Genomic DNA, 26,449 nt, shown 5'->3' with positions numbered 1-26,449 from the left:
GCGTGCGAGCCGCATCACGGTCACTGCCGCGGAGGTATCAATGCAGCCACAACGCAACTGGCGCGATCTGCTGAAGCCAAAGAAACTCGAGGCCGATGAGAAGACCCTGACGGCGACTTATGGCAAGTTCGTCGGCGAGCCCTTCGAGCGCGGGTTCGGAATCACCATCGGGAACGCGCTGCGCCGCGTGCTGCTGTCATCGCTGCAGAGCGCAGCTATCAGCGCGGTGCGCATCAAGGGCGTGTTGCACGAGTTCTCCACCGTACCGGGTGTCCTGGAGGACGTTACCGACATCGTGCTGAACCTCAAGGAAGTACGCCTGCGCCTGCACGACGGCCTACAAGAGAACGCCCGAATCGAGGCCAAAGGGCCGGGCGAAATCAAGGCCGGCGATATCCAGGGTGGGCCCAACCTGGAGGTGCTCAACCCGGCCCTGCACATCGCCACGCTCTCCAAAGAGGGCAAGCTCGACATGGACCTCAGCGTTCGCACCGGGCGCGGCTACGTCGCCGCCGAACGTAACAAGGAGGAAGATGCCCCGGTCGGCACCATCCCGATCGATGCGGTGTTCTCGCCCGTCCGCAAAGTCAATTACACGGTCACCAACGCCCGCGTCGGACAGCGAACCGATTACGACAAGCTTACGCTAGAAATCTGGACCGACGGTAGCGTCCGACCCGATGACGCGGTGGCCTACGCCGCCCGCATCCTCCAAGACCAGCTGGGCGTGTTCGTGAACTTCGAAGAATCGACCGAGATGGCGGAAGTCTCCGAGGAGCGGCAGCCCTCGCTCAACGAAAATCTCTTCCGCAGCGTTGCCGAACTCGAGCTTTCGGTGCGGGCGGCCAACTGCCTGCAAAACGCCGACATCAAGTACATCGGTGAGTTGGTGCGCAAATCCGAAGGTGAAATGCTGAAGACCAAGAACTTCGGGCGCAAGTCGCTCAACGAAATCAAAGAAATCCTCCACGAGATGGGGTTGGATTTCGGCATGCGCATCGAGAACTTCCCGCCTCGTGAAGAACTTGACCGGCGTATGGCCAAGGAACGCGAGTCGGTCTGAGCGCGCCGGTCAGGCGAAGCGCGGACGGCAGAAACACTCGGAAGCAGCCATGCGACACCTAAATTCTGGACGAAAGCTTAACCGGACCAGTGCGCACCGCAAGGCACTTTTTCGCAACCTGGTCACGTCCTTGATCGAGCACGAAAGCGTGCGCACTACCGACGCCAAGGCTAAGGAGCTGCGCTCTTACGCCGACCGCATGATCACGCTGGGGAAACGCGGCACCCTGCACGCTCGCAGACAAGCCCTGGCTTTCGTGCGCAGCGCGGCCGCAGTACGCAAGCTCTTCGATGACCTCGCCCCACGTTTTCGCGAGCGCCCGGGTGGTTACACCCGCATCATCAAGATCGGTATGCGCCGTGGCGATGCCGCGCCACTGTCGCTGGTCGAACTGACCGAACGCAGTGAAGCGGGTAAGACCGAGGCCGAGCGCAAGCGTGCTCGCCGCGAGCGCGCGCGACAGAAGAAGGCGGCGCAGCCGCAGCGGTAGCCAGTCCGCACTTAGTCTCATATCGGCTGGGTTGCCCCAGCCCAAAGCAAGCAGTCACGCTCAAGGTGCAGCGTCGATGGGCCGGCTTCGCGCCGTAGCGGATCGCAAGCGAATGTTCGCGGGCAAATCGCTGGCGCTGATTCGCCGATTGCCGTCGGCGTCGACGCCCGCACCCGCAGGGAATAGGCCGGCGGAGGAGTGCAGCAGCGAGTTGCCGTCGCCGTCGAAAAGCTCCTCGACGGTTGCAGCCAGGTCGCCGCCGTCGACTTGCCCGCTGCTGTCGGCGTCGCCGGCGATAACCGCGAAGTCGCTGGTGTTGAGTAGCACCGTCACCGTGTCCTCGTCGAGATTCGCCGTCGCCAGATCGGCTTTGCCGTCGCCGTTGAAGTCGACGGCGACGAGATCGAAGGGCGTAGTCCCGACGGGGAACTCGATCGGCTCACTGAATGTTTCATCGCCGGCCCCAGCGTAAGCCGAGACCGTGTCGCTGAAGCTGTTGGCAACGGCGAGATCCGGGATCGCGTCGCCGTTGAGATCGCGGACCACCGCGCGCTCGGGTACTCCGGCCGTGGCCAGCACGATCGCCGCGGCCAAGCCGCCGTCAGGGCCGGTCGGAAGAATAACCAGTTCATCGGTGAGCTCGTTGGTGACGAGAATGTCCGGGCGCCGGTCAGCGGTGGCGTCCGCCACGGTCACCGAAGAGGGGAAGGCGCCGACTGCCACTTCTTCCGGCGGCGAAAAGCTCCCATCAGGATTGCCGCGGAAGACGGAAACGCTTCCGCCGAGGTTGTTGGCCACCACTAGGTCGGCCACCCCGTCCGTATCCAGGTCGCCGAAAGCCAGTGCGTTGGGGGCGTTGCCGGCGGAGAGCCCCAGGGCTGCGGCGAAGCGGAATTGCCCTTGGCCGCGCAATATAGCAACCGAGTGATTTCCGTCGGAGACCGCCACGTCGAGCCAGCCGTCGCGGTCGGTGTCGGCAAGAGCCAGAGCCCGTGCTCCTGCCGCCAGCCGAAAGCTTCCCGCTGAGCTGAAGTGCCCGGATGGTGAGCCGGCCAAAACGCTCACCATGGCGTCGCCGGCGCTTGCAACCAGAAGGTCGGGGCTACCGTCGTTGTCAACGTCGGCGCTGGCGAGGGCTGTCGGGTTGTGGCCGGTGGCGTAGGCGACCGAGGCGCGAAAGGTTCCCCCGCCGAGACTAAGGATTACCGAGACGGAATCATCGCCGGAGTTGGCCACCGCCAAATCGGCGTTCGCGTCGCCGTTGAAATCGCCGACCACCAGCGCCAACGGTTCGGTGCCAACCGTCAAGCTGCGCTCGAAGTCGATGACCGGTGCCTCGCGGCGTTCGCCCGCGCCGATTGTGGTGATCCCGAGGAGAATCAGGGCGCCGAGAAAAAGTGGGTTGTGCCACCTAATCATATGGGATATATTTCCCATCGAGGTTGTAAGAAAAAGGCGCCGAACCAAACCAGCTTCGGCCATCGGCGTCAAGGAGAGCCGCGGTGATGATACAGGGTGAATCGGAGTTCGCGCGCCATCCGGCAGCAAACGGCTCGGCGGCCTGGCCGCGGCGGATTTCGCGCTTCGCGTTGGAGCAGCGCTCGCGGCTAGATGATGCCCGGCTCGATGACGGTATCCGGCGGCTGATGTGGGCGATCCTGAAAGACACGCTGCGGGCCTATCAGAGTTACGCCGATGCGCGCAGCATCCAAGGGCAGCGGCTCTTCCGCGATGCCGAGGAGTGGATCAGTTCCCGCGATCTGGGTTGGGTGTTTTCATTTGAAACGATTTGTGCGGTATTGGGCATCAGCAGCGACTACTTGCGCGCTGAAGTCTTGCGCTGGCAGCGCCGGCAGAGAGTTGGGGATCGGCGGGGAAAGGAGGAGCGGTGATGTTGCGGGTTGAGCGATCGCTGTGGACGTGGGAAGGCCCGGGGGTGCCAATGCTGCTCGGGGCGGTGCTCTCGGGGTGGGTCAGTATCGCGCTGTGGGTAGTGCTCTGCTGGCTGGTGTGGCGGCTGCTGCAGTGAGCACGGCCGTGCGGTCAACGGTGTTGGATGGCGAGTGAACGAGAAACCCTGCCGGCCCGACTCGGTCTGCTCGAGGCGGTGCGGCGGATACTGGTGCCGCTGGCACGTGCGGCGATCCGCCAAGGGATTACGCCGGAGGTGTTTGTCAGCGCCGCCCGCGAAGCGGTGACTCCGGGTGCGACTGAGGCAGGTGGTAACGCGCCAGCCGCCGGCGCAATCGACTACGAGCTGGCGCTGCGTCTGGCCGGCCGCTGGCTCAGCGAGGCTCCGTACAGCAACCGCGGCCGACCCCGTCCGCTGCGGCGGCGCGGGCCGGGCTCGTTCGAGGAGTTGGCCACGCGCGTGGGCGCCGACCACCAACAGCTGCTCGAACAGCTGCGAGCGGTCGGTGCGCTGCGCGTCGATACGCGCGATCGCGTGGTCTTGGTGGATGCAGCTTATCTGCCGGCGGCGGGCCAGCTCGAGAAGCTCGACATCCTCGGGCGTGATGGCGGCGAGTTCATCGAGACGATCATGTACAACGTATCCGCCAACCTCGGCTCCGCGCGCTTGCAGCGCAAGGCCAGCTACGACAACATCGGCAGCCGCGCGCTGCCGAGCCTGCGCCGGCACTTGCGCGCCCTGGCGGTGGAGGCGCTGAGCCAGGCCAACCGAACACTGGCTGCGGTGGACCGGGACCGCGTGCCGAAAGCTCCCGGGGGCAGACGAACCAGAGTGTCGTTTGGTATATACGTGGCCGAAGAAGCTCTGGTGCGCCGGGCGCGCCCGAGGACCGAGGCGACACCAGTGACGCGAGGCGCAGGAAGGAGCAAACGATGAAACGGCTACTGCTGTTACTCGTCAGTGTTCTCCCCTGCGTGGTATGCGGGCTCGCGCTCGGTGGTTGCGCCGACGGCGGTGTCGGCGGTACGGGCATCAGCGGCAGTGCGACGGTTCAGGGCAACATCCAAGACATCGTTGTCAGCGGCAGCGCAGCCGAGGCCGATGACGGCCTTGGCGCCGGCTTCGGTGGCGTCTGGGTCAGCGTGCAGGGCACAGAGGTGAGCGACGTGACGGCGAGCGACGGGAGCTTCGTTCTGATCGGGCCGATTGCCGGTGATCGCGTGATTGAGTTCCAGGATTCCGGCAGTCAGCAGCCCAGCACGCTGAACGTGACGGTGCTCAATGGCGCGGTGACTACGCTCAAGGATGTGCGCATCTTCAAGAACCGCTTGAGCGTGTCGGTGGACGAGGTGCGCGTGAACGGGGTCGAACTCAAGCTGGACGCTGACGCCGAGTGCGGGGCCGCGGGCGATGGGTCGTTTCGGGCACACCTGACGAACCAGGAGGGCTGGAGCCTGACCGTTGTGATCGAGCCGGATACGGTGATCCAGCGCGTTAGTAGTGCATCACCGACACCGATTCCATTGAGTTGTGCGGATCTGACGCAGGGGGCCGAGGCTAATGTGCGTGGCGTGCTAGCCGAGCCGCGCGAGATTCGTGCCTCGGCTATCAATCGCACCAAGTCCGGCAGGCTGCGGCCAAGCCCGTGAAGTGGAACTCGGGCAACGTTTGCGGCTCTCCTGCGGGTTCGATACTGCCGCCTTCCTTGACGCCCTAGCCGCGAGCCGGCGCTCTTAACGCACCCCCGCTCCCGGACGCCGTTAGCGATCAGCCGATGCCGAAGCGACTTGCCGGCGCGACCTGGGGGACGCGGATTCGCTTCAGCGCCGCACGTCAGGAGTTCGGTTTCACGGATTCAAGAACCACATTCACTAGAAGTGAACCGGCTCCAGGTCTTTACGATTGATGCGCTCGATCTGGATGGTGATGTGGTCGATGTGAAAGCGTTCGGTCGATAGACGCTGGATACGGTCGAGGATGTCGTCGTGGTCGGCGTTGCCGTTGGCGACGACGTGGGCGCTCAGCGCCTCACGGCCGGTCGTCAGGGTCCAGACGTGGAGGTCGTGGACCTCGATCAAGCCCGGGACCTCTCCCAGGGCCCGGCGCAACGCGTCGAGATCAACGTGCCTCGGGACGGCCTCCAGCAACACGTCCACCGCCTCGCGCAGCAGGCTCCAGGAACTGCCGATGATCAAGACGCCGATGCCGGCACTGATCAGCGGATCGGCGCCGTACCAGCCGGTCAGCAACATCACCGCCGCGCCGATCAACGCGCCCACCGAGCCGAGCAAGTCGGACAACACGTGCAGGAAGGCGCTGTGCAAGTTGAGACTGCTCTGCTCGCTAGGCCGCAGCAACCACGCACAGGTCACATTCACCGCCAAACCGGCCGCGGCCACCAGCATCATCGGCCCAGCCTTGACCACCGGCGGATTTTGAAACCGCCCGTAAGCCTCGTAGCCGATGTAGATCACCACCAGCCACAGGAAGAGGCCGTTAACCAAAGCGGCTAGGATCTCCACACGGTAATAGCCAAAGGTCTTGGTATCGCTGGCCGGGCGGGAGCTGATCCACAATGCACCGAAGGCCAGCAGCAAGGCTGCCACATCGGCAAACATGTGCGCCGCGTCGGCCAGCAGCGCCAGGCTGTTGGTCACATAGCCGCCGACCAGCTCGACGAGAAAAAGCGCGGCCGTCAGCCCGAGCGCCCCCCGCAAGGCACGCCGATCGTGGAACCGAGCATGCATAGCGATCAAAGCCCAGGCGGCGCCTGCATCGTTGCGGCCACCTTCGGTGCCGAAGAACTGGTGATGTCGCGAATAACTCGGCCCATGCCCACTGACGCTCTCCAACCGCTGCCTGTAGCAAATCGACGCCCGGGCTCCAACGTCGGCCGGCATGCGTTGGCATGCGTTGCCCCCTAACGCTGCCCCGTCACGCAACCTCGCAGCGCTTGCTCTTGTCGGGTCTCGGATTGCTGGCGGGATCAGCGGCGGCTGGGCTCGGGCCCCGCCGCGGTGCGGCCGTAAGCTGACCGATGTCATCTGTTCTACGGCCAAGGCTCATGCTCAACCTGCCAACCGTTCGGTAGGCTGAAGCCCATGTTTCGTTCGCCTGCCCATGAACCTGGCTTCGAGACGGCCGCTGCTCGGCCTCCCCAGACTGGGCGGGGTTTATGGGCGATCCAAGAAGCCGGCGCATTAGCCGGTGGCGTCTCTCAGCTCGCCCGCCCGGGCATCTGCTCCCGGGAATCCCTCCAACCGATACTGGAGTAAACGACCTATGGAACTCTCTCGCAGAAATTTCCTACGCGGGGCCGGCGCCGCCGCGGTCTCCCTGACACTGGCCAATCTCGAATTCGCCTCAGTCCTAAGCGGCGAAGCCGCGGCCCAGACAGCTGGGCCAGTGTCGCTGCCCGGACTTCCAAACTACCGCGGCTGGGAGGACGTCTTTCGCCAGAAGTGGACCTGGGACAAGATCACCAAGGGCACCCACACCCGCACCAACTGCATCGCGGCGTGCTCTTGGAACCTTTACGTCAAGGACGGTATCGTCTGGCGCGAAGAGCAGAACACGATCTACCAGCCCAGCCACCCCACCGTTCCGGACATGAACCCGCGCGGCTGCCAGAAGGGCGGCTGCTATAGTCAGCTGAACTACGAGCCCTCGCGGCTGAAGTACCCCATGCGCCGGGTCGGCGAGCGCGGCTCTGGGAAGTGGGAACGGATGGACTGGGATGCCACGCTCACGCAGGTGGCCGACACCTTGCTCGACGTCGCCACCACCGACGGACCCGATTGCGTCGTTTACGACCACGGCACCACCAACATCGACTTCGGCACCAGCACGGCGGCCGAGATGCGCTTCTTCGGCCTGCTCGGCGCCACCGTCATGGATTCCTGGGCAGGCGTCGGCGACCTGCCGATGGGCGCGATTCAGACTTGGGGTCACTTCAACGCCGACGGCACCTCCGACGATTGGTTCAACTCCGACTACATCCTCATCTGGATTGCCAACCCGGTGTACACCCGCATCCCCGACGTGCATTTTATGTGGGAGGCGCGCTACCGCGGCGCCAAGGTCGTCTCGATCGCACCCGATTACAACCCCAGCACGGTTCACGCCGACCTCTGGCTCAATCTGCGCATGGGTACCGACGCCGCGCTCGGCTTGGCGATGGCGCAGGTGATCATCAGCGAGAACCTGTTCAAGACCGACTACGTACGAGAGCAAACCGACCTGCCGTTCTTGGTCCGTGACGACAACAAGCAATACCTGCGGCAGAGCGACGTGCAGAGCGGCGGCAAAGACGACATCTTCTATTTCTGGGACGAGACCACCAAACAGATCGCCGAAGCCCCGGGCAGCCAGGGCCACAAGACACAGGAGATCCGGCTGGGAGCAGTCACACCCGCTCTGCACGGGCGTTTCCAGGCGAAGCTCGCCGATGGACGCACGGTCGCAGTACGACCGCTGCTCGAGGGCTTGACTGATCACCTCCAGCAGTACACGCCGGAGAAGGCGGCGCAGATCACCGGTGTAAACGCCGAGATGATTCGGCGTGTCGCACGCGAGGCGGCGAAGGCGAAGGCCGCGATGATCTTCGCCTCTTGGGGCGCGTGCAAGCACTATCACTCCGACTTGGCGCAGCGGGCGATGTGCCTACTGATGGCGCTGACCGGCAATCAAGGCAAGCGCGGCGGCGGTATTCGCATCGGGGCGTGGTACAGCGTCGATGCGCTCAACCAGATTTCCAACGAAGTCGAGATTCCCTTTTACGCCAAGTGGCTGATGCAGATGTTCCCGCCCAAGACCCGCGACTTCGAGAACTTCATGCGCAAGCACAGTTGGGAGCGGCCGTTTACGCCGACGATGACGTTCCTTTACGTCCACGGCGGCATGAACGAAGTGGTCGACCGCAAGGACTTCGGTGATCCAACCCTGCCGCGGGGGGTGGCCGAGTACGTCAAGGAAGCCATGGACAAGAAGTGGCTGCGCGTCTCGCCGCCGCCGGAGCGGCCGCCGCGGGTGTATTTCTACACCGGCGTCAACCCGCTGCGGCGCTGGCCGGTGCCGCAACTGGCGCGCAAACACCTGTGGCCCAAGCTGAAGATGATCGTCAACGTCAACGTCCGCATGTCTTCGAGCGGGCTGCAGTCGGACATCCTGCTGCCGGCCGCCAGCTACTACGAGAAGATCGGGTTGAAGTATCCGCAGAGTCTGGTGCCCTACGTGGTCTTCGGCGATCAAGCGGTTCAGCCGATGGAGGAATCCAAGTCCGAGTACGAGATCTTCGCCATGCTCGCCCAGAAGATGCAGGACCGAGCGCGCGCGCGCGGCCTCAAGCCGTTCAAGGACCACTACGGCATCGAGCGCGACTACGCCAACTTCTGGGAGAAGTACCGCCTCGACGGCATGATGGAGGTGGGCAACGAAGAAGCTGCGATGGATCACCTGGTGCAGAACTCCTCGGTGACCAACGGCTTCACTTGGAAGGACGCCAAGGAGCGCGGCGCGCTGCCGATCCAGTCGTATGGCCGCTACGGCCCGCACAATTCGATCTGCAGTGACTTCAAGCCCGGCGATACTGTGTGGCCGCAGCAGTGGTTCACCGAGAAAAAGGAGCCCTGGCCGACGCTCACCGGACGCCAGCAGTTTTTGCTCGATCACGCTTGGTACGTCGAGATGAAGGAGGCGCTACCGGTGCACAAAGAGCCGCCGCTGGCCGGTGGCAACTACCCGCTGCGGCTCACCGGCGGTCACACCCGCTGGTCGATTCACGCGATCTGGCGCGACCAGCGCCATCTACTGCGCCTTCAGCGCGGGCAGCCGGTGATGTACATGAATATCGACGATGCCAAGAAGCGCGGTCTCAACGATCACGACTACGTGCGCGTGTTCAACGATGTCGGTTCCTTCCACATCCACGTCAAGCCGACGCCGTCGTTGCAGCCGGGCCAGGTGGTCATCTATCACGCCTGGGAGAATCATCAGTTCAAGGACTGGATTCAGAGCCAGGAAGCGGTGCCGTCACCATGGAAGCCGCTGCACGTGGCCGGCGGCTACGGCCACATCCACTACCGCATGTTCTACGCCGCACCCAGCCACAGCCCGCGCGGCGCGACGGTGGAAGTAGTTAAAGCCTAGCAGTCCGTTCAAGAAGAGCTTTGCGCTCGCGCCGGTGTCCGGGTGAGCGCAGAGCGCAGCTCTACGCTTTGGCGGCTCCGTCGAGGCCGGCGGCGAATTGCGGAGGGGGTGCCAGGCGCGTGTGCCCATCTATTCCGCGATCGGAAGGCTGACGGTGAAGCAGGAACGGCGCGGTGGGATAACCCAGACTAGGGCTACCCCACCGCGTAATCAACTTCCGATCCGATCACGGCATGCGAGCTGTGAAAGTCCAGAACCCTCTGCTTACGCTGTCGAAATTCTGTGCCGTCTCAACTGCTTGTGCATTGAAGCTCAGCAGCGCCCACCAACCCCCCACTGCGCCGGGCGGGGCGAACAGACCCGTTGGATAACCGCTAGGCTTCACGGTGAAGGCTGGGCGCCCCGAATCGTCGACCGCAAAACCCAAGGAGGTATCGAACTTATCGTTCCCCAGTCCTGAGTAATCGCAGCCGTCGCATCCCGCCTGATAGTCGACAGACGTGGTGCTCAGATCGTAGTGAAGTATGCGCTTTTGCGGGGCAGTGCCGAGGGACTTGTTATAGAACAAGGCCGCTGTCTTAGAGAGTGCGACAAGGGTGGAATCGGGGAAGTCCCCGTAAAACGTGCCGGCCGGCGCGATATAACCCGGCATGGCGGCGCCCTCGACGGCTACCGGAGCAACGTAGGGGCAGCTCGAACCGCCTCCCAGCACGATAGCGGTGTCTGAACCCGACGGGGCGCCTTTGGCTTTGCCGCGGAATATGATTCGCGATTGGGCATCCACCCCGGAAGTGTCTCTGGCGATGGCCAACGGCTGCTTCGAGCTAAAGCCGTCGTACGTGAAGCCTGGCGCCCAGGTTGCAGTGCATACTCCTTCGCGCACCACTGAATAGGGCGTCATCCACGATAACGAGGTGGTGTATCGCGACCAGAAGATTCCGGTGTCGTTGGCCGTGGAAACCCCCGTGCCCGCGAGCTTGCCCCAATAGGCGAGATCGATGGCGCCAGAGCCGGTCTTCGCTGCAACCAGAACCAGCCCAGATGGGAAATCCAGGAAAGTGCCGGCTCCATAAGCCGCACTCATCCCCTCTTGGGCGACCACGTTTTCCGCGATGGTCCCGCTGAGGTCTCCCGCAGCATAGACCCAGTCGAAGATGGCTGTATCCTGGGTCGCCGGTAGACCCATTATCTGGGCACGAAAGATCACGTGCAGCTTGCAATCCGGATCCATGGCGACCGCGGGGACACCGGTGAATTTTCCGAAGAAGCCCCCCCCCGGTACAGGGTCGCCCTCGCGTACGGCTGGGTTCACCCACACAGATGGCCCCCACGGAGCGGAGAGCTCACTGCTCCAGACAAGCAACCCGCTCTTGTTGGAGCTAGCCACCAGCTGCGCTGTAAATGCGCCGAAGATCTCCTCGTCCGCGCAGCCTGGGGCTGAGATAAACGGCGCCCGATTCTTCGTCCCGAACGACCCGTATGGGTCCCACCATGGGGAGTCGCCTCCCTTGACTGCGAGTGGGACAAAGCGACTGTGCGACCCGTCGTAGAAGAACAGCCCTTCGCCGGCCATTGCCGCGTGCCGGCAAGCCACCATGACCAGCAGTGCCGTCATCGCTATCAAGATGCCTCGTTTCATCGATCCCTCCTTCTTGTGTTCGCGGGGCAGGCTGTGCCTGCCCGCTTGTATTCGCCATCGCTCCGCTTCTAGTGGCGTGGCGCGCCCGTGTGTCGGATGTGGATTGGTCGGGCTACCTCAGGTGACCGTCTTACTCATCGCGATACCTCCCTTCTGTAGTCGCATCGCAGAGCCCATCGCGAACTTCGGAGTTCCCCTCGTCCTCGATGCTTCAGGCCGATGCCGTGCGACCGCCGTTCTCGACGTCTCTGCCCGCCCACGCCCGAGGCTCAGAATCCGAGTCCTCGGGTTTGCTAGTAACGAGTTGTTGGGTGCGCCCGGCGCTCCCTAATCTCTCGTTGTGAATCTTGTAGAGCAGCAACAGTGCCAGGGCGCAGCCCAAGCTTTGTCGGAGGAATGTCGCCAGCAGGCGGACGAAAAGTCTGGTAATTCAGACAGAAAGTCTGGAATTCCAGACATGATCTTGGGGGCTGTCGATTTTGGGGGACAACGGCGACCGCGCGCTGCGCCCGAGAGCGCTACGGTCACCGCAGATCCCCGGGCCGCGGCGATCGGGCAAGACGATCCACCTGCGCGGCGAATTCGCGCAAGGGACCCGCTGCGTCAGCTTCGCCAAGCTCGCGGCTGGCGTAACCAGGCCGGGCGCATGGCAATCGGGGCTAGTGGCCCCGAGGTGCAACACCGCCCGCAAACACTAAATCTGCGCGCTACAGCAAGGCTCTCGCGGATAGTAGATCGGGACACGCGGGTCGAGGTGTGAGCGCGGTCTCTTTCAGCTGTTAACTAGATAGGCAGGTCTCCGGCGGTCTTCGCGCCGCCGTCTCGCGCGCGGCAGACGTGCTCTAGCGCTACTCCTAGCCGCGGTGCGAGTAGGCGGGCCAGTCCAACGGCCGACGAAAGGAGATAGGTCCCGTGCCTGTTGTGGCCTGCCCGCCTTCTGGCGCCGGTGGAGATAATCGAGAACGGCTCGGCGGATCAGATCGCGGACGGTGGTCTCTTCATCCACCGCCAAGTGCCCAAGCTGCTTGTAGGTCGCGCGGTCGAGGGCGATGCTGGTGGTGAACATGTCCGGGGCTGTCCTGGTGCGTTTCTTCATGCGTCCGTGTCCTAGCGCCAACGCGCGCGCCCGGTCAAGCGCACGATCGTGCTCCGGGTGACGCCGGGCAAAGTTCACCGCGTGGAAACCGAGATGGGCGAGATCAGCCCGCCGGTGCTCGTGCTCGGCCTCAACGGCTACGCGCCCAAGCTCGGGTTCCTTCGCGACCGCGTCTTACCGCTGTGCAGCTACGTGATTGCCACCGAGGCGCTCTCACGCCCTCGGTCGGCGTGATGGGAGAGCACAAGAACATCTATTGTGGCGTCGCTTACAACGGCGAGGGGGTCGCGTTCTCGCAAGCCGCGGGGCGGATCATCGCTGAGCTGATAGCTGGCGAAGAGAGCGAGCTGACCAAGCTCTGCGTCGTCAACCATCCCCTACCGCACCTCGGCCCGCGCAGCCTGCGCGTCCTCTTCGGGCGCCTCAACAAGTGGGACCAGGAGCGCGCTGCCGTCAAGACCGTGCGCTGAGCCGTCGTCCCGGCGGCGACGCGGCGCGCCACGGGGCGTGAGTGCGTGATCGTGAGCACCAGGCCGCCCAGGTCGCGGGTCTGTTGGGGGTTTGTTGCGAAAACGGTTGGCTGTGCCGCTGCGGCCGTGTACACTCAACGCCTATGCATCTCGAAACTCAACGGTTTACCCTCGGCCGGATGCAGAACCCGGTGCGCGGATTTCTGCACGGAACGGCGGCGTTGCTGTCGGTGGCCGGGGCGATCGCGCTATGGATTCGCTGTGCCGGTGGGCTGTCGCAGCGCCTGGCATTGCTGACCTTCGGCCTCAGCCTGGTGGCGCTCTACACGGTCAGCAGCCTCTATCACTCGGTACCCTGGAGCCAACGGTGGAAAGAGCGCATGCAACGGCTCGACCACTCGATGATCTACGTGCTGGTCGCCGGCACCTACACGCCGATCGCCTACATCGTCCTCGAGGGCTGGCTGCGTTGGGCGGCGCTGGCCGGCGCCTGGGGCATCACCGCGGCCGGCATCGCCCAGAAAGCGTTCCTCCCCCGCTTGCGGCCGTGGTTTTCGGTCACGCTGCAGACTACCCAGGGGTGGTTGGCGCTGCCGCTCTTCCTACCGCTGGCGCAGCGGCTGCCGTTTGAAGCGGTGGCGCTGGCCGGCCTCGGCGGCATCTTCTACACCGCCGGCATGGTGTTCTATGCCACCCAGCGCCCGCGGCTGTGGCCACAGGTGTTCTCGCATCACGAGTTGTTCCACGTGTGCGTCATCGCCGGCAGCGCCGCGCACTACGCCATGACCTTCGCCTACGTGGCCCGCTTCGCCGGCGGCTGAGGTCATCGTCCTTACGCTCTGCCCGAGAAATCGTGTGCCAAAACATGTCGGACGAGCGCTGCCGCCGCGTCGCAAGATTGCCCCCGACCTCATACTACGCGGCGGCCGCGGTCGAGCGGGCGCTGTTGCGTGACTACGCCACCGCTCACGGCGAAATTACTGCCGCGCCGTTTCGCGATCTGAAAGGACACCGCAAATTCTGAGAGCTGGCGCTCCTGGCGCAGATGCAGCAGATAGCGCTGCACCTGCTCCTCGCTGAGCTGATCCGGGGACCGCATGAAGTACTTCGCCAGCCCCTTTACCCCGGCGACATAGGCCTCGACCATGCGCTCCGACACGTCCGCCGGAAGCCTCTGGAGTGCGGCGAAGTGGCGCACGTCCATGTCCTGCACCATCCGATGGCGTAACTCGCCCATGCTGACCTCCTTGGGCGACGATGACCGGGCCGGGCCGGCTGTTGCCGGCCACAATCGGCGCGTGTGATGTAGGTCAGTCTGTCGCCGCAGCCGCGGCAGGTCACGAACAAAAAAACAGCGCTATGAAATCAGCAGGCAGACGCGAAAGCAGACACCACCGCGCAGCGGTTCAACGCTCAACCCATCAGCGGCGCGCGTCCTTGTGCGCGTCCGCTGCATGGCGATCGGCCGGCACTTTGCTCGCCATGGCCGCTCGGTATGCCTTCAGCACCTCGTTCATGCGCGTCTGCCAACCGGCCCCTTGCGCGCGAAACCATGCCAGCACCTCCGCATCCACACGCAATGCGATTTGCTCCTTTCGCGCCGCAACCGGCAAGCCGCGATGGGCCACAGCCTCGGCCCAATCCTCGGGCGAGGTGCGAGGCGCATCCGTCGTGAATCGAATTGCCGAGTCGGGTGTCGCCCTGAGCTTCGCCCAATCTGTCTTGCCCCTACCGCTTCGCGTAACGCGCGAGCCACGCTTTGTATTCATGCTTTTCGGCCTTCCGCGCCGAGATCAGGTGAGCAACGTCGCCATCTTCACCGCGTGGCGTCCACACAACGAACAACGCGACATCGTTCATCACTCCGACGCTTTGGAGTCGTACCTCGCCATATGCTTGGCGCGTGTCCTCCCGAGTGAGCAGGTCGCCGTCGAAGAATTCCTCTAGGTCGGCGAAGTCGAGGCCATGATCCTTCAGGTTTTGCCGGCGCTTCCGCTCATCCCAGGTGATCACCGAACGCGAGTGTATATGCATCGCGCATATGCGTCAAGTGCCCGTGTGAGGCTTGGAAGTGACCGTTCTCAGGGCAGCCGAACGCTTTGCGCTCAGCCGCCGCGGGTCATGAACAAAAACAACGCTATGAAATCAGCAGGCAGACGCGAAAGTAGACACCACCCGGCGCCTCGCATGCACGCTTGCCGAAAGGACACCGCAAATTCTCGATCGCCCTGCTCGACTACTTCGATCGCACCGGGTTCACCCTGCGTGTCGGCGACGTGCGCAGGCTCCCATTCAGTTCGTCCGGCGACACGACGACGCAGGGTCGGGTCTTTCGACTCTCACTCCCACGGCTCGGATCAAGCGCAACGAGAAACACCTCACCGCGCTCGGGAGACCGGCTGGCTACCATTGCCACTCGGTCTCGTCGAAGCGCGTCGGTGTCGGCGGATCAAGGAGTTGGTCGCCACCCTCCGCCCGGAGTCTTCGAGCCGCCTCTGCCCACCCCCGTCGGGGTGCCGGGCGGGCCACAATCACAATCGTGTTGCCACGCAGCTCCAGCTCTACTTCGTCGGACAAACCCGCCTGCTCGATCAGTGGCTTGGGGAGCCGCACGCCGCGCGAATTTCCCATGCGGACGAGTCGAGTCTTCATCGCGGAATTACAATGGACCTACCGGGAGGTGCCTGTCAAGCAGGCCTCGGTCGAACGCCGTGGCGCTCCGCAGTGTGGCTGCCCTCACCAGCCGAACGCGGGGCTCAGGCGCGGCTATTCACGCCGATTCATCTCCCGATCTCTACGACTCGTTCGCCACGCTCCAGAAGCCCCAGCGACGCCAGCCCCCAAAAGGGCCTACCGGTGTCTTCGCGGTTTCTGGTGACTTCGCCTGAGCCCTGGAAAGGGGCACGACAGCGTGGATTTCACCGGCGGTTGTGTGCTAGGCCGCAGGCCATGCTGCGTTGGTACGTGATCGCATTGGTGATTGGGGTGGCAGGCGAGACCAATGCGTACTGCCAGCGCCTGTGGGTTTACCGCCGGCCCATCTATCCGGTGCTCAATGTGCTGCTCATGTTCGGCTTGGTGATGGGCGGCCTGGCCTCGATGGCGTCGCAGCTCGGTTTGGCGACTGTGTTCGCCATCGGTTTCGCCGTCGGCGTGGTCTACGAGATCGCCAACCTGCGCTGGTTGCACTGGTGGGAGTTTCCGGGCGAGCGGCTGTACTTTTTGCGCGGCCATGGCCCGGTGGTGGTGGCGATTTCACTGTTTTGGGGCGGGGTGCCGCTGCTGGTGGCGGCGTTGGAGTCGATGACTCGCGGCCTGTTTTGGAGCCCCTGAAGGAGCCGGCAGTCTGGTCAACCGAGAGCCGTTGCATGTGGGCGCAGCTAACACAGGTCGCTTTGCGGCCGCACATTCAGCATCGCCGCATTCGAGCGGCTGCGCGGCTGATGCTGGGCATCCGCTTGCCCGAGGGGGCGGCGTGCTGGCTGATCCTGCTCTTCTTCTATAGCCCGCTGACGGTGGCCGAGTGGGCGGTGCATCTGAACTTCTTGGTCTATGCCCTGGCCAATTTGGTGTTGTTCTCGCGCCAGCGGCGCCAGGTGCTGACGGGCGCTTGGGTCTGGTTCGACATCGCCGCCAACTTGCTGCCGATGGCGATGGCCGCGCACTGGTCCGGCGGGGTGTACAGCCCGCTGATCCCGATCTTCGTCATCAAGATCGCCAGCTATGGCCTCATCTACGGGGTCGACGTCGGCTTTCAAAGCTTGGCGGCGACGCTGCTGATAGCGCTGGGCCTGGTCGCGGTCGAGCAGCTGGAGCTGGTCGCGGTGGTGCCGGTGGAAGCGGTGCCGCTGCTGGTGCGGCAGCGGCTGACGCTGGTGTTCGAGGGCCTGATCTTCGGCGTCACCATCGGCGGCGGCTTCCGGTTCTTTCGCATCTTGCAGGATCGCGAACAGCGGCTGGCGGTGGCGGCGGAGGAAAAGGACTCGCTCTACCGGCAGTCATTGCAGCAGCAGGAGCACTTGCGCCGCCTATCGCAGAGCATGATGCAGGTGAGCGAGCGCACGCTGCGCCGGGTGGCGCGTGAACTCCACGATGATCTCGGGCAGGCGCTCACCGCGGTCAAGATGGAGCTCGGGTTGATCGAGCGGGAATTGACCGCTGAGAGCCCGGCGCGCGCTCACGTGCGGGAGAGCCGCGAGCAAATCGGCGGCGTGCTGCAAAACGTCCGCAACCTGGCGCAACTGCTGCGCCCGGCGGTGCTGGACGACTTGGGGCTGGTTCCAGCCATCCGTTCCTACATCACCCGCTTCAGCGAGCGCACGCAGATTGCGATCGCTTTGGAGGCACCGCCGGCGGAAACCCGCCTGCCGCGCCCGATCGAGGTGGCCCTCTATCGCGTGTTGCAGGAAGCATTGACCAACGTGGCACGTCACGCCGCCGCTCGCCACGTCAGCGTTCGCTTACAAGTGGACAGCGAGGCCGCGGCCTTGGTGGTGCACGACGACGGCCGTGGCTTCGACGTCAGCGCGATCTTGCAGAACCCGCCGCCAGATCACGGCATGGGCTTGCTCGGTATGCGCGAGCGGGTAGCCATCTATCGGGGTACTTTCACGATCGACTCGAGCGATCGGAGCGGGACGGAGGTGGCGTTGACTATTCCGCTGACCGCCCCGATCGCGGAAACCGAAGAGGAATATGGCGAAGATCCGGATCTTGTTGGCTGACGACCACACCGTGGTCCGCCGTGGCCTGCGGCGCATCCTGGAGAGCGACCCCATGGTCGAGATCGTGGGCGAGGCCGGCGACGGGCGGGCGGCGGTCGAGAGCGCTGCCCGCCTCAAGCCTGGGGTCGCCATCGTCGACATCAGCTTGCCCGAACTCAACGGCGTCGAGGTCACCCGCCAGCTCGCCAAGGCGGCGCCGGATACCAAAGTGCTCATTCTCTCGATGCATGCGGACCAAGCCTACATCCGCCAATGCCTGCACGCGGGCGCCAAGGGCTACTTGCTCAAGGACGCCGACGACGAAGACCTGCTGAAGGCCGTCAGCGCTCTGCACGCCGGCGGATCCTATTTCAGCCCCACGGTCTCGCGCATCGTGCTCGACGGCTACCTCCACGATGCCCCGCCGATCGCCGACGAACTCGCCGTGCTGTCAGACCGAGAACGCGAAGTGCTGCAATTGATTGCCGAGGGCAAGAGCAACAAGGAAGTGGCGCAGGTGCTCGACGTCGCCGTGAGTACGGTGGAAAGCCACCGCAAGCACGTGATGGAGAAGCTCGACCTGCACAACACTGCCGAAATGGTGCGTTTCGCGCTGCGTAAGGGGATGATCCAGTAGCGCTGTGACCCGACTTTTGGCGGGTAAATTCCCCGGTTTCCGGTATTGTTGGTGCCCGCCAACGTCCGTAAACTGGTAGCAGCTCAAGAAAGCCACCTGAAGAAAGCCACCTGAAGTTGAATGGATAAAGTGCGTGTGTTGCTGGTTGATGACCACACCGTGGTCCGCCGTGGTCTGCGCAAGATCCTCGAATCCACGCCCGAGATCGAAGTCGTCGGCGAAGTGGGCGACGGGGCGCAAGCGCTGACGGCGGCCACCAGCCTGCATCCCGATGTGGTGCTCATGGACATTAGCCTGCCCGGCCTCAACGGGATCGAGGCCACTCGCCGAATCACGGCCACCACCCCGGGCACGCAAGTGCTCATGCTCTCAATGCACGCCGACGAACAGTACGTGCGCCAAAGCATCGGTGCAGGAGCCAAAGGCTACTTGCTCAAAGACGCCGATGACCAAGACCTGGTGTCCGCAGTGTTGGCGGTGCGTAAGGGAGAAACCTACTTCAGCGGCACGCTGGCGCGTACTGTGATCGGCGAAGGCGGGCGAGCCCCCGACGTGCTCAGCCCCCGCGAACGCGAAGTCCTCGCCCTGATTTGCTCGGGTCGAACCAATCGCGAGGTCGCCGAGGCACTGGGCCTGAGCGTGAATACCATCGAGACTCACCGCAAGCACATCATCGACAAGCTCGACCTGCACTCCACCGCCGAGCTGGTTCGCTATGCCATCCGCCACGGCATGGCGAGCTAGCGCTAGCGCGGTTGAGAATCGCCCCGGCAATCGCCAGCCCAATCAGTTATCACCGCCCGGCACGCCACCACGAGACACCCCCGGTCGGTCGGCCACCCGAAACCCCTCGTTCCTGCCGGTCTTTTCGCCGGTCTCGCGCCGCTGACTCCCCCCCTGAACAGGTGACTGGTCACCTGTTCTTTGGGCTTAAATGCCCAAAGGACGCGATTGTTGGAGGGGGCGCGGGGCCGTTATCCTGTAAGTGAAAGGAAGGATGAAGGCATGGCTCGCAACCGCGGAAGGGGAACCCAGTTTCTGGAAATACTGCCCGAAGATGGCGAGCGGCGCCTGATGTTGGCGGTACTGCTCGACGCGATCAGGACCTTCGGTGTGGGCCGGCCTAGCGCCCCCCGCATCCAGGCTTACCGGATCTGGTTGCGGGAACGGGCATGGTTCCAAGCTGAAGACCGGTCTTCGCCGTTCTCATTCGTGAACATCTGCGACGCGCTCGGCATCGACGCCGACTATGTCCGGCGTTGCGTGCTGCGGCCGTCGGCTGAGCGGCCCGTGCGGGTGCGCCGCTATGCCGCGAAAGCCGAAGCGTCCTGGCTGCGCCAGCGCCGGGAATACCGGCAACCGCTGGTAACCAGCCAGGCCGCGGCCGGGTGACACCGGGGGCCGGCTCCCCCCTTGCCGGCTCTCGGTGCCCGCCCCGCTTGCGTCGCCAACCCGCTAGCGAGCGGGGCAGCGCACCGTGGTTCACTTTGCCGGCAGGCTGATCTGATCCAAGGTCACCCGCGTGAAGCGGCGTAGCTCCTCGATGCTTTCGAGTTTGTACGGCCTTTCGTAGCAGATGCGGGTGATGCCGGTGTTGAGCAAGACCTTGAAGCAGTGAATACAGGGCGTGTGGGTGATGTAGATCGAGGCGTCGCGGATCGACACGCCGTTTTTGGCCGCTTGCGCGATCGCGTTGATCTCGGCGTGAATCGTCCTGAAGCAGTTCTCCTCGGTGTCGCCGCTGGGGGTTTGCGAGCGATAGATCAGGCAGCCGGCTTCGGTGCAATGGGGCAAGCCGGCGGGTGAACCGTTGTAGCCGGTGGCCAAGATGCTGCGCTCGCGAACGATGACGGCGCCGACCTTGGCGCGCATGCAGGTGGAGCGTTCTGCCACCTCGCGCGTGATCGTCATGAAGTACTGGTCCCAAGTCGGCCGTTCGCTCATAGCAAGATTCCTCTGGCTGTGGGGGCGTTGCCCGGGCTGCGGCGGCCGCCGATTCCTAGACGGCGGCGCGCTTGCGGGCGTGGCGCAAGCCGCGTCGACACCGGGATCTTGTCGCCTTCGAACTGGCGCTGCGGGACCGGTTGACCCTCGAAGAATGGGGCGGGCATGAAGGTGAGCGCAAACAGGGCCACCGTCAGCCAGGCCGCCAGCCGCCGCCGGCCGTCGAGCGGTGTCCACCAATCCATCGTCGGCGGGTGATCCAGACCCAACACCGTGACCAGCACCGCCCAAAAAAACCATCCCGGCCAACCCTGCGTACCGAGAAACAGGATCGCCACCAGGAACGCGCGTGACACCCAGCGATGTCGCGGGCCGAACATCGAGTACGACACGTGGCCGCCGTCAAGCTGGCCCACCGGCAGCAGGTTGAGGAACGTGACAAAGAGCCCGAACCAGCCGGCGGTGGCGATTGGATGCAACCGGATCATGACGTCGTCAGGCAGCGCCCCGAGCGTCAGTCGGCTCAGCAGCGAGAAGATCACGGACTCGCCCAGGTACATGCCCCCTTCGTAATCGGCGTTCGGCAACACCTGCGACAACCGCAGTCCGATCACGATCGCCGGCACCGCCACCAGGAAACCAGCCCATGGCCCGGCCGCCCCGACGTCGAAGAGCGCGCGCCGGGTCCGTGGCGGCGACTGCATGCGAATGAAGGCGCCGAAGGTGCCGATCATGAACGGCAGCCCCGGGATGAAATAGGGCAAGGTCGCCCGTACGCCGTGGACGCGGGAGAAGATGTAGTGGCCCATCTCGTGAAACAGCAGGATCGACAACAGGGTCACAGAGAATGGAAAGCCGGCGCGCAGGTTGCCGAGATCGGCGAAGGGATCCACCCCGGCTTCGTACGCCCCCGCCATCGAGGTGGTGACGAATGTGGCGACAAACAGCACGATATGGAGCAGCGGCAACCGCTGGGCGCGCGGCCGTACAGCGGGCTCCGCCCACGTCGTGGTCACCGTATAATGGTCGTCAATCGCTGCCGGTCGGCGGAACAGTCTCATGATTTATCAATCTCGTCTTCCCGCTCGTCTTCCCGCGGCGCGAATGGCGCCAATGCGCACCCGCGCGCCTCGGGTGACCCCGAAGCGGTGTGCGGCGTTGCCGTTACGCACCGCGATTTCGAGCAGCTCCCAGCTCCCGATTATCGCCAGCAGGGCTCCTTCCGGGACGGTGGCGTAGGCGGGCACGATTCCATCAATGCGCTCGCCGTGGATGCTAACGTAAACAGAGTCCTCAGAAAAGCCGCCTAGCTGCCGCAGATCACTCAGCGCGACGTTGGTGATCAGATTGCCGAAGCGATCGACGTGAATGACCTGGCCGGTAATCGCGCGCGCGCCGGCGCGGCAAACCGGTAGGCGCAGCTCCTCGAGGTTCTCCACCGCCGGCCCCACCGAGGCTAGCGGCACACCCATGGAAAGCTGCGCCGCCACCGGTGCGAACACGTCGCGGCCGTGAAACGTCTGGCTGATTGGGCCGCCGCTGAACTTGCGGGCCGCCAGCTTCGCGATATCGATCGCGTGCGCCCGGCTGATGCCCAAGGCGTTCGCGGCCAGCGACAGCAATCCGTTGTCCGGTCCGACCAGTAGCGCGTCCCCCGCCGCCAGCGCCAGAGCCCGCCGCGTGCCGCCGACGCCAGGATCCACCACCGCCAAGTGCACCGTCCCGGCCGGGAAATAGCGCACGGCACTGCGCAGCAGCAGCGCCCCCGCCAGCACGTCATGGGGTGGAATCTCGTGGGTCAGATCGACCAGGCGCGCGAGCGGATTCACCCTAAGCAGCACGCCCTTCATGATACCGGCAAAGACGCCGCCGGTGCCGAAATCGGTCAGCAACGTCACGATGCCGTTCGGCCGCGGCCCCGCCTTTGCCCGTGCCCTGGATGCCATCGATGGGTCCCGGCTGTGCCGCAACCGCCGCACTCTGTCAAACGGCAGCGGAGCAACGCGCACCCCGGGGCGGTATTCGTGCGTCGCGTCTCTCAACGGGCTGTTAACCCCAACGAGACCCATAAAACCGGTCGCGTGGCGGTGCCTTGACGCAACCTGCCTTGGTCGGTACGGTGCGCCCACTTCGTTGGCGGGAGGAAAGGTAATGCACAGAGCTGTGGTGAGCGGAATGCGGTTGTCGCGTGTGCTGGCTGCGTTGGCCATAGTGGCACTGAGCGGCTACACCCACGCGGCTGATGCTCCAAACCCGAAGCCAGAGAAAGACCAACTTGCGGGGACAACTATGCAAAAGACCGACGCCAAGCCAATCACCACCGCCTCCGGCTTACAGTATATCGACTTCAAGGTCGGCGACGGCGCTAGCCCGCAGTCGGGGCAGACCGCGCTTGTGCACTACACCGGCTGGCTCGATGACGGCAAGAAGTTCGATTCATCGCGCGACCGCGGTAAGCCGTTCGGCTTCAAGGTCGCCGCCGGCCAGGTGATCAAAGGGTGGGACGAGGGCGTGGCCTCAATGAAGATCGGCGGCGTGCGCCGGCTGATCATACCGCCGGAACTCGGCTACGGCGCCCGCGGCGCCGGCGGTGCCGTGCCACCTAACGCACGGCTCACCTTCGATGTCGAACTGCTCGAAATCCGGCCGTAGCCCGTGGCCGCCGCCCGTGCGACAATCCCGAGCAAGAACTAGCTAGCCATGTACGGCGGTACCTCATTGGCTCTAGCCTTCGTCAGGGTGCCACGGGGTACCCCGCGCCCTTCGGACGACGAGTGCTGGGCCGCACTTGATCGCGACCGCGCCACGCTACGCCTGCCCGCCAGCAACACCCGCGGGGGCTTGGTGATCACTGGTCCGCATCCCGTCACCGCCGGTGAGCAGCTACTCGACGAGTACCTCGTCTGGGAACGCTGAAACCTGCCGCCGGGCACTGCGACAGCGCCCGCACGTGCTTACGCCGTTGGCGGCGCGCCGGCGGGTTGCGCGGCGGCCGGCAGGCTGACTACGAAGGCGGTGCCGCGCCCGAGCTGGCTCTGCACGCTGACAGTGCCGCCGAGCAACTCGGTGAAGCGCTTGACGATGAACAGCCCGACGCCGAATCCGCCGCGCTGGCTAGTGCGGGCCGCACGGTAGAAGCGCTGGAAAACCTGGGTCAACTCCTCCGCGGCGATGCCGGGGCCGGTATCGGCAACCTCGATCCGGTGCATTCCCGCCTCGCGATCGTAACCGAGGCGAACGGCGACGCTGCCTTCGCTGGTAAACTTCAGGGCATTGCCGACCAGGTTGCGCACCACCGACATCAACTTGTCGCGATCGGTCTGAAGCGGCGGCGTCTCCGGCGCCACAACCCAGCTCAAACTCACTCCGCTCGGGCATGGCGCATCGTCGAACTCCGCCCGCAACGCCGCCACCAACTCCTCGGGAGCAAAACGGCTGGCCTGCACCGGTGGTACGCTGGCACCCTCGCCGGCCACCAGCATGTCCCCGATCAAGTGATCAATGCGCGCGGCGTTGGCGAGAATACGGTCGAGTGCCTCGGGCAGTGGCAGCGCCGCATCACCGCCCGGGCTGTACCGCAACAGCTCGGCGTAGCCGGTGATGGCGGTCAGCGGTGCCCGCAAATCATGCGAGAACGCCGATACCAGATCCGCCCGTAAGCTGACCAAGTCCTGTTGCGCTTCCAGATAGTGCTCGCGCGCGCGCGCCGCCATGGCCGCCACCGCCGAGATCGCGACGATACCCAAGTTGCCCACCACCCGCGCGGTGAAGCCCATGACTGCTTCATCGATCGTGAAGTCCCGGTTGATGGCGTCGAGGAAGAACAACACCGCGATGCCGATCGCCATTGTGGCTCCGGCCACTGCCCCCAAGGCATACGCGCACACCGCCAGCGGCACGACGTAGGTAATCGCCATCGACAGCTCGCCGTCCGCCCGTAGGTGCACCACGCCGATCACTACGAACGCACATACCGCTAGCATACCGACCGCGCCCGGATGGGTTCTGAGATACCGCTCGGCGGCCAGCAGCGCGGTCTGCGCCCGGCTGGCGGCCATTTGACTCGCCGGCGATTCGGCCATGCCCCGCTCAGTTCCGCGGCGACGCCACCGTTACGACCTGAACCTAAGCCTTGCCGGCGTGTAGCTGCTCGATGGCACGTTCCACCTCGCCCGGCTCGGGAAAGCGCCCAACGCGGTGTTTGGAAAACACCACCGCGCCATCGACGCGGACGTCAAAGACGCCGTCCTTGCCGGGAACCAGCTCGGTCTCCGCGCCGAAGCGCTCTTTCAGTGACGCAGCCAAACTGGCCGCGCGTGGCCGATAGTTTCAAGGTACACACCAAGTGATCGACACGTGCATGACTCGACTCCTGTGACGCCGCCGCGATGGCGAACGCGACCGCCCGTGACCACAGCGGCCTGCTGACCGGGCCGATCGTTCAGCTCCCCGTGCGCATCATCAGCAACTCGGGGGTGATCTCCATCTGGGTGAAGACGCGGCGCAGCTCCTCGGCGGGCACGTCGAACACCGCCCCGTTGGACGGGATCGCCTCGGTGGCCATCCACTCGGGGAAGCGGTCGTCGGCCTCGGTCAGCCCGGCGCGGCGGTTGAACTCCCACTCCTCCTGCAAGCACTGCCAGCCGTAGCTGACGATGTCGGCATCGCTCAGCGCCAGCCCATACATGAGATTGAAGTACTGCCGCATCTCCGCGATCGACGGCTGCATGAACTGGCAGAAGCCGCTGGAATCGCAGATGGCATTGGCGAGTTGCGCGTCCTGCGAGGCGCGCGCGAGATCGGGCACGGGCATAACGATCAGACCGGCGGTATGGTCTGCCCCCATCGGGCTGGTGCAGTATGTCACCCCGGTCGCCTTGAGGGTACGCGGCTCCCACGCCGGGATCGCTTGCCCCTTGACCACCGGGATGCGGGCAACGCGGTACTTCTTGCCGGTGTAGGCCGCGCCGTTGGCCACCGCCAGGCTCAGCTCCTCGCCGCGGTCAACTCCTTCGAGCGTGCGGATGGCGGCGTCCGCGTCGCCGAACGGCAACGTTCCGCCATCCATCGCCACGGCGAGGGCGCTGCCGGTTTCGATGGTGTCGAGGCCGAGCTCATCGCACAGGCGATCCATGCTGGCGATGGCATCGAGGTCGCCGATGGAGCAGTTCGAGCCCATCAAGGCGATGGTCTCGAACTCGAGCGCGGAGGTGCGGTAACTGCCGTCGGGAGCGTGGACGATGTTGGAGCACTGCACCACGCAGCCGGTCATGCAGTTGTGCATGCCGCCGCCGCGAGTCGCGAAGTTCTCGATGATGCGGGCGCCGTCGATCGCGTCGGCGTGCTCGAATTTCATCTCGCGCCGGTTGCGCGTCGGCAAGGTGTCCATCATGTTCGCCATCGGCACTACGGCCGAGGTGCCGCGCGCGAAAAATTGCGGCCCTTCCTTGTAGGCTTTGGTCATGCTGACGACCAGCTCCTTGAACCCCTGCGGATCCTTGGCGGCACGCGCCGAGGTGCCTTCGTCGTCCACCACCACCGCCTTGAGCCCCTTCGATCCCATGACTGCACCGAGCCCACCGCGGGCGGCGTGGCGCGTAGGATAGCGGTTGTCTTCGTCGGTGAAGGCCACACTGGCGCCCGTCAGCCGCGCTTCGCCCGCCGGCCCACAGACGATGAAGGCAGCCCGTTTTCCGGACTCGGCCGCCAGCTTGCCGCAGCAGGCGTAGGTACGCAGCCCCTTGAGATCAGCGCGCTCTTTCAAGCTGACGCCGTTCTTGTTTATCGCCAGCAGGTAGCGTTTCGAAGCATCCGCGGGTTGGCCCTCGACGATGATCGCTCGATATCCCAGCCGCATCAGCTTTTGGCCGGGCTGACCGCCGGTGTTGGCTTCTTTGATCCCTTTGGTCAGTGGGCTCTTGGCCCCGACACTCATTCGGCCCGAGGTCGGCGCGGTGGAGCCGGCCAAGCAACCCGGAGCCAAGACCAGTTTGTTCCCGGGGCCGAGCGGATCACAGGCCGGGTCCACCTCCTTGAGCAGGATCTTCGCCGAGAGCGCGCGGCCGCCGAGGGCGGTCCATTGCGCCGGATACGGCTCCTCTGTAATGGTTAGCGTCGCCATGTTCACGCGCAGTATCCGATCCATGCCATTCCCCTTTCCGGAAACGATGCCTCTCGTGTAACACAGAGACACGGGCCGAGAAAAGCAGGGGGGAGAGGCCGGGTGCGCGCGGGTGTGCGACAAATCTGTGGGTAACGTGCAGCCGACCGGGCAAATCCTCACCAGTCTGACAGTACTGTGTACTGTCAGGCCGAGGCCCATGGCCGAAAGGGACGCAATTTGTCATC

The 26,449-nt window shown here is 64.6% G+C and carries 31 protein-coding genes; 17 read left to right on the top strand and 14 right to left on the bottom strand.

Going from position 1 to position 26,449, the window contains the following annotated elements:
• Positions 1-40: 40 nt before the first annotated feature.
• The gene (locus HY699_04340; GenBank protein MBI4515030.1) at positions 41-1,063 is read left to right on the top strand and encodes a DNA-directed RNA polymerase subunit alpha; all 1,023 of its coding nucleotides are present in this window, start codon (positions 41-43) and stop codon (positions 1,061-1,063) included.
• 49 nt (positions 1,064-1,112) lie between these two features.
• Positions 1,113-1,553, top strand: a complete 441-nt coding sequence (gene rplQ / locus HY699_04335; GenBank protein ID MBI4515029.1) for a 50S ribosomal protein L17 — start codon at positions 1,113-1,115, stop codon at positions 1,551-1,553.
• Between the two features lie 60 nt (positions 1,554-1,613).
• Here the strand turns inward: rplQ and HY699_04330 are convergent, their stop codons facing one another.
• Complete coding sequence (locus HY699_04330; protein MBI4515028.1) at positions 1,614-2,972, bottom strand: VCBS repeat-containing protein; 1,359 nt, start codon at positions 2,970-2,972, stop codon at positions 1,614-1,616.
• 83 nt (positions 2,973-3,055) lie between these two features.
• Here HY699_04330 and HY699_04325 point away from each other — a divergent pair, with 83 nt between their 5' ends.
• The 4 genes from HY699_04325 to HY699_04310 are packed head-to-tail and all read left to right on the top strand — an operon-like array spanning position 3,056 to position 5,114.
• The gene (locus tag HY699_04325) at positions 3,056-3,445 is read left to right on the top strand and encodes a hypothetical protein (GenBank protein MBI4515027.1); all 390 of its coding nucleotides are present in this window, start codon (positions 3,056-3,058) and stop codon (positions 3,443-3,445) included.
• Positions 3,445-3,582 carry a hypothetical protein gene (locus HY699_04320; protein MBI4515026.1) on the top strand — a complete coding sequence of 46 codons (138 nt, stop codon included), beginning with the start codon at positions 3,445-3,447 and terminating at the stop codon, positions 3,580-3,582. Before HY699_04325 ends, HY699_04320 begins: the two co-directional genes overlap by 1 nt.
• A 27-nt stretch (positions 3,583-3,609) precedes the next feature.
• On the top strand, positions 3,610-4,401 hold the full coding sequence (locus HY699_04315; GenBank protein ID MBI4515025.1) for a hypothetical protein: 792 nt from the start codon (positions 3,610-3,612) through the stop codon (positions 4,399-4,401).
• Positions 4,398-5,114: a hypothetical protein gene (locus tag HY699_04310; protein MBI4515024.1), complete on the top strand. Its 717-nt coding sequence runs from the start codon at positions 4,398-4,400 to the stop codon at positions 5,112-5,114. The genes HY699_04315 and HY699_04310 overlap by 4 nt, the downstream gene beginning before the upstream one ends.
• A 222-nt stretch (positions 5,115-5,336) precedes the next feature.
• On the opposite strand, the gene HY699_04305 is transcribed toward HY699_04310, so the two are convergent.
• On the bottom strand, positions 5,337-6,212 hold the full coding sequence (locus HY699_04305) for a cation transporter (protein ID MBI4515023.1): 876 nt from the start codon (positions 6,210-6,212) through the stop codon (positions 5,337-5,339).
• Between the two features lie 535 nt (positions 6,213-6,747).
• On the opposite strand from HY699_04305, the gene HY699_04300 reads away from it, so the two are divergent.
• Positions 6,748-9,612 carry a molybdopterin-dependent oxidoreductase gene (locus HY699_04300; GenBank protein MBI4515022.1) on the top strand — a complete coding sequence of 955 codons (2,865 nt, stop codon included), beginning with the start codon at positions 6,748-6,750 and terminating at the stop codon, positions 9,610-9,612.
• A 226-nt stretch (positions 9,613-9,838) separates the two neighbouring features.
• Here HY699_04300 and HY699_04295 read toward each other — a convergent pair whose 3' ends face one another.
• Positions 9,839-11,251: a hypothetical protein gene (locus tag HY699_04295; GenBank protein ID MBI4515021.1), complete on the bottom strand. Its 1,413-nt coding sequence runs from the start codon at positions 11,249-11,251 to the stop codon at positions 9,839-9,841.
• A gap of 1,177 nt (positions 11,252-12,428) precedes the next feature.
• Here HY699_04295 and HY699_04290 point away from each other — a divergent pair.
• The 3 genes from HY699_04290 to HY699_04280 all read left to right on the top strand — a co-directional run bounded on the left by HY699_04290 (position 12,429) and on the right by HY699_04280 (position 13,638).
• Positions 12,429-12,581, top strand: a complete 153-nt coding sequence (locus HY699_04290) for a hypothetical protein (protein MBI4515020.1) — start codon at positions 12,429-12,431, stop codon at positions 12,579-12,581.
• On the top strand, positions 12,581-12,817 hold the full coding sequence (locus tag HY699_04285) for a hypothetical protein (GenBank protein ID MBI4515019.1): 237 nt from the start codon (positions 12,581-12,583) through the stop codon (positions 12,815-12,817). The genes HY699_04290 and HY699_04285 overlap by 1 nt, the downstream gene beginning before the upstream one ends.
• Positions 12,818-12,960: 143 nt before the next feature.
• Positions 12,961-13,638: a hemolysin III family protein gene (locus HY699_04280; GenBank protein ID MBI4515018.1), complete on the top strand. Its 678-nt coding sequence runs from the start codon at positions 12,961-12,963 to the stop codon at positions 13,636-13,638.
• 89 nt (positions 13,639-13,727) lie between these two features.
• Here HY699_04280 and HY699_04275 read toward each other — a convergent pair whose 3' ends face one another.
• From HY699_04275 to HY699_04255, 5 genes are all read right to left on the bottom strand, one after another.
• Positions 13,728-14,054: a phage integrase N-terminal SAM-like domain-containing protein gene (locus HY699_04275; GenBank protein ID MBI4515017.1), complete on the bottom strand. Its 327-nt coding sequence runs from the start codon at positions 14,052-14,054 to the stop codon at positions 13,728-13,730.
• A gap of 184 nt (positions 14,055-14,238) precedes the next feature.
• Positions 14,239-14,586 (bottom strand): BrnA antitoxin family protein, encoded by a 348-nt coding sequence (locus tag HY699_04270; GenBank protein ID MBI4515016.1) that lies wholly within the window; start codon positions 14,584-14,586, stop codon positions 14,239-14,241.
• A complete protein-coding gene (locus tag HY699_04265; protein MBI4515015.1) occupies positions 14,546-14,830 on the bottom strand; it encodes a BrnT family toxin in 285 nt (94 codons plus the stop codon). The genes HY699_04270 and HY699_04265 overlap by 41 nt, the downstream gene beginning before the upstream one ends.
• 223 nt (positions 14,831-15,053) lie before the next feature.
• Complete coding sequence (locus HY699_04260; protein MBI4515014.1) at positions 15,054-15,227, bottom strand: type II toxin-antitoxin system PemK/MazF family toxin; 174 nt, start codon at positions 15,225-15,227, stop codon at positions 15,054-15,056.
• Positions 15,221-15,469, bottom strand: coding sequence for an AbrB/MazE/SpoVT family DNA-binding domain-containing protein (locus tag HY699_04255; protein MBI4515013.1), 249 nt, complete (start codon positions 15,467-15,469; stop codon positions 15,221-15,223). Before HY699_04255 ends, HY699_04260 begins: the two co-directional genes overlap by 7 nt.
• 297 nt (positions 15,470-15,766) lie before the next feature.
• Between HY699_04255 and HY699_04250 the strand changes: the two genes are divergently transcribed.
• The 5 genes from HY699_04250 (at position 15,767) to HY699_04230 (ending at position 19,549) form a co-directional block, all read left to right on the top strand.
• Positions 15,767-16,150: a hypothetical protein gene (locus tag HY699_04250; GenBank protein MBI4515012.1), complete on the top strand. Its 384-nt coding sequence runs from the start codon at positions 15,767-15,769 to the stop codon at positions 16,148-16,150.
• Between the two features lie 35 nt (positions 16,151-16,185).
• The gene (locus tag HY699_04245) at positions 16,186-17,541 is read left to right on the top strand and encodes a sensor histidine kinase (GenBank protein MBI4515011.1); all 1,356 of its coding nucleotides are present in this window, start codon (positions 16,186-16,188) and stop codon (positions 17,539-17,541) included.
• Positions 17,513-18,157, top strand: coding sequence for a response regulator transcription factor (locus tag HY699_04240; GenBank protein MBI4515010.1), 645 nt, complete (start codon positions 17,513-17,515; stop codon positions 18,155-18,157). Before HY699_04245 ends, HY699_04240 begins: the two co-directional genes overlap by 29 nt.
• A gap of 120 nt (positions 18,158-18,277) precedes the next feature.
• Positions 18,278-18,901, top strand: coding sequence for a response regulator transcription factor (locus tag HY699_04235; GenBank protein MBI4515009.1), 624 nt, complete (start codon positions 18,278-18,280; stop codon positions 18,899-18,901).
• A gap of 261 nt (positions 18,902-19,162) precedes the next feature.
• Complete coding sequence (locus HY699_04230) at positions 19,163-19,549, top strand: hypothetical protein (GenBank protein ID MBI4515008.1); 387 nt, start codon at positions 19,163-19,165, stop codon at positions 19,547-19,549.
• 90 nt (positions 19,550-19,639) lie between these two features.
• On the opposite strand, the gene HY699_04225 is transcribed toward HY699_04230, so the two are convergent.
• From HY699_04225 to HY699_04215, 3 genes are read right to left on the bottom strand one after another with little or no spacing between them, the layout of a single operon-like run.
• On the bottom strand, positions 19,640-20,101 hold the full coding sequence (locus HY699_04225) for a cytidine/deoxycytidylate deaminase family protein (protein MBI4515007.1): 462 nt from the start codon (positions 20,099-20,101) through the stop codon (positions 19,640-19,642).
• Positions 20,098-21,162 (bottom strand): site-2 protease family protein, encoded by a 1,065-nt coding sequence (locus tag HY699_04220; GenBank protein ID MBI4515006.1) that lies wholly within the window; start codon positions 21,160-21,162, stop codon positions 20,098-20,100. The genes HY699_04225 and HY699_04220 overlap by 4 nt, the downstream gene beginning before the upstream one ends.
• Positions 21,163-21,168: 6 nt before the next feature.
• The gene (locus HY699_04215; GenBank protein ID MBI4515005.1) at positions 21,169-22,002 is read right to left on the bottom strand and encodes an SAM-dependent chlorinase/fluorinase; all 834 of its coding nucleotides are present in this window, start codon (positions 22,000-22,002) and stop codon (positions 21,169-21,171) included.
• A gap of 250 nt (positions 22,003-22,252) precedes the next feature.
• On the opposite strand from HY699_04215, the gene HY699_04210 reads away from it, so the two are divergent.
• Complete coding sequence (locus HY699_04210) at positions 22,253-22,753, top strand: FKBP-type peptidyl-prolyl cis-trans isomerase (protein ID MBI4515004.1); 501 nt, start codon at positions 22,253-22,255, stop codon at positions 22,751-22,753.
• Positions 22,754-22,801: 48 nt separating this feature from the next.
• Entirely contained in the window at positions 22,802-23,017 is a 216-nt protein-coding gene (locus HY699_04205; GenBank protein ID MBI4515003.1) for a hypothetical protein, read from the top strand.
• A 38-nt stretch (positions 23,018-23,055) separates the two neighbouring features.
• Here HY699_04205 and HY699_04200 read toward each other — a convergent pair whose 3' ends face one another.
• The 3 genes from HY699_04200 to HY699_04190 form a co-directional block, all read right to left on the bottom strand.
• The gene (locus HY699_04200; protein MBI4515002.1) at positions 23,056-24,183 is read right to left on the bottom strand and encodes a HAMP domain-containing histidine kinase; all 1,128 of its coding nucleotides are present in this window, start codon (positions 24,181-24,183) and stop codon (positions 23,056-23,058) included.
• Positions 24,184-24,226: 43 nt separating this feature from the next.
• Positions 24,227-24,406: a SelT/SelW/SelH family protein gene (locus HY699_04195; GenBank protein ID MBI4515001.1), complete on the bottom strand. Its 180-nt coding sequence runs from the start codon at positions 24,404-24,406 to the stop codon at positions 24,227-24,229.
• Positions 24,407-24,542: 136 nt separating this feature from the next.
• A complete protein-coding gene (locus HY699_04190) occupies positions 24,543-26,246 on the bottom strand; it encodes an aldehyde ferredoxin oxidoreductase (protein ID MBI4515000.1) in 1,704 nt (567 codons plus the stop codon).
• Between the last annotated feature and the right edge of the window lie 203 nt (positions 26,247-26,449).

The sequence above is a fragment of the Deltaproteobacteria bacterium genome, from assembly GCA_016210005.1.
GTDB lineage: Bacteria > Desulfobacterota > Binatia > HRBIN30 > JACQVA1 > JACQVA1.
This window is presented reverse-complemented; position numbering and strand designations above follow the sequence as displayed.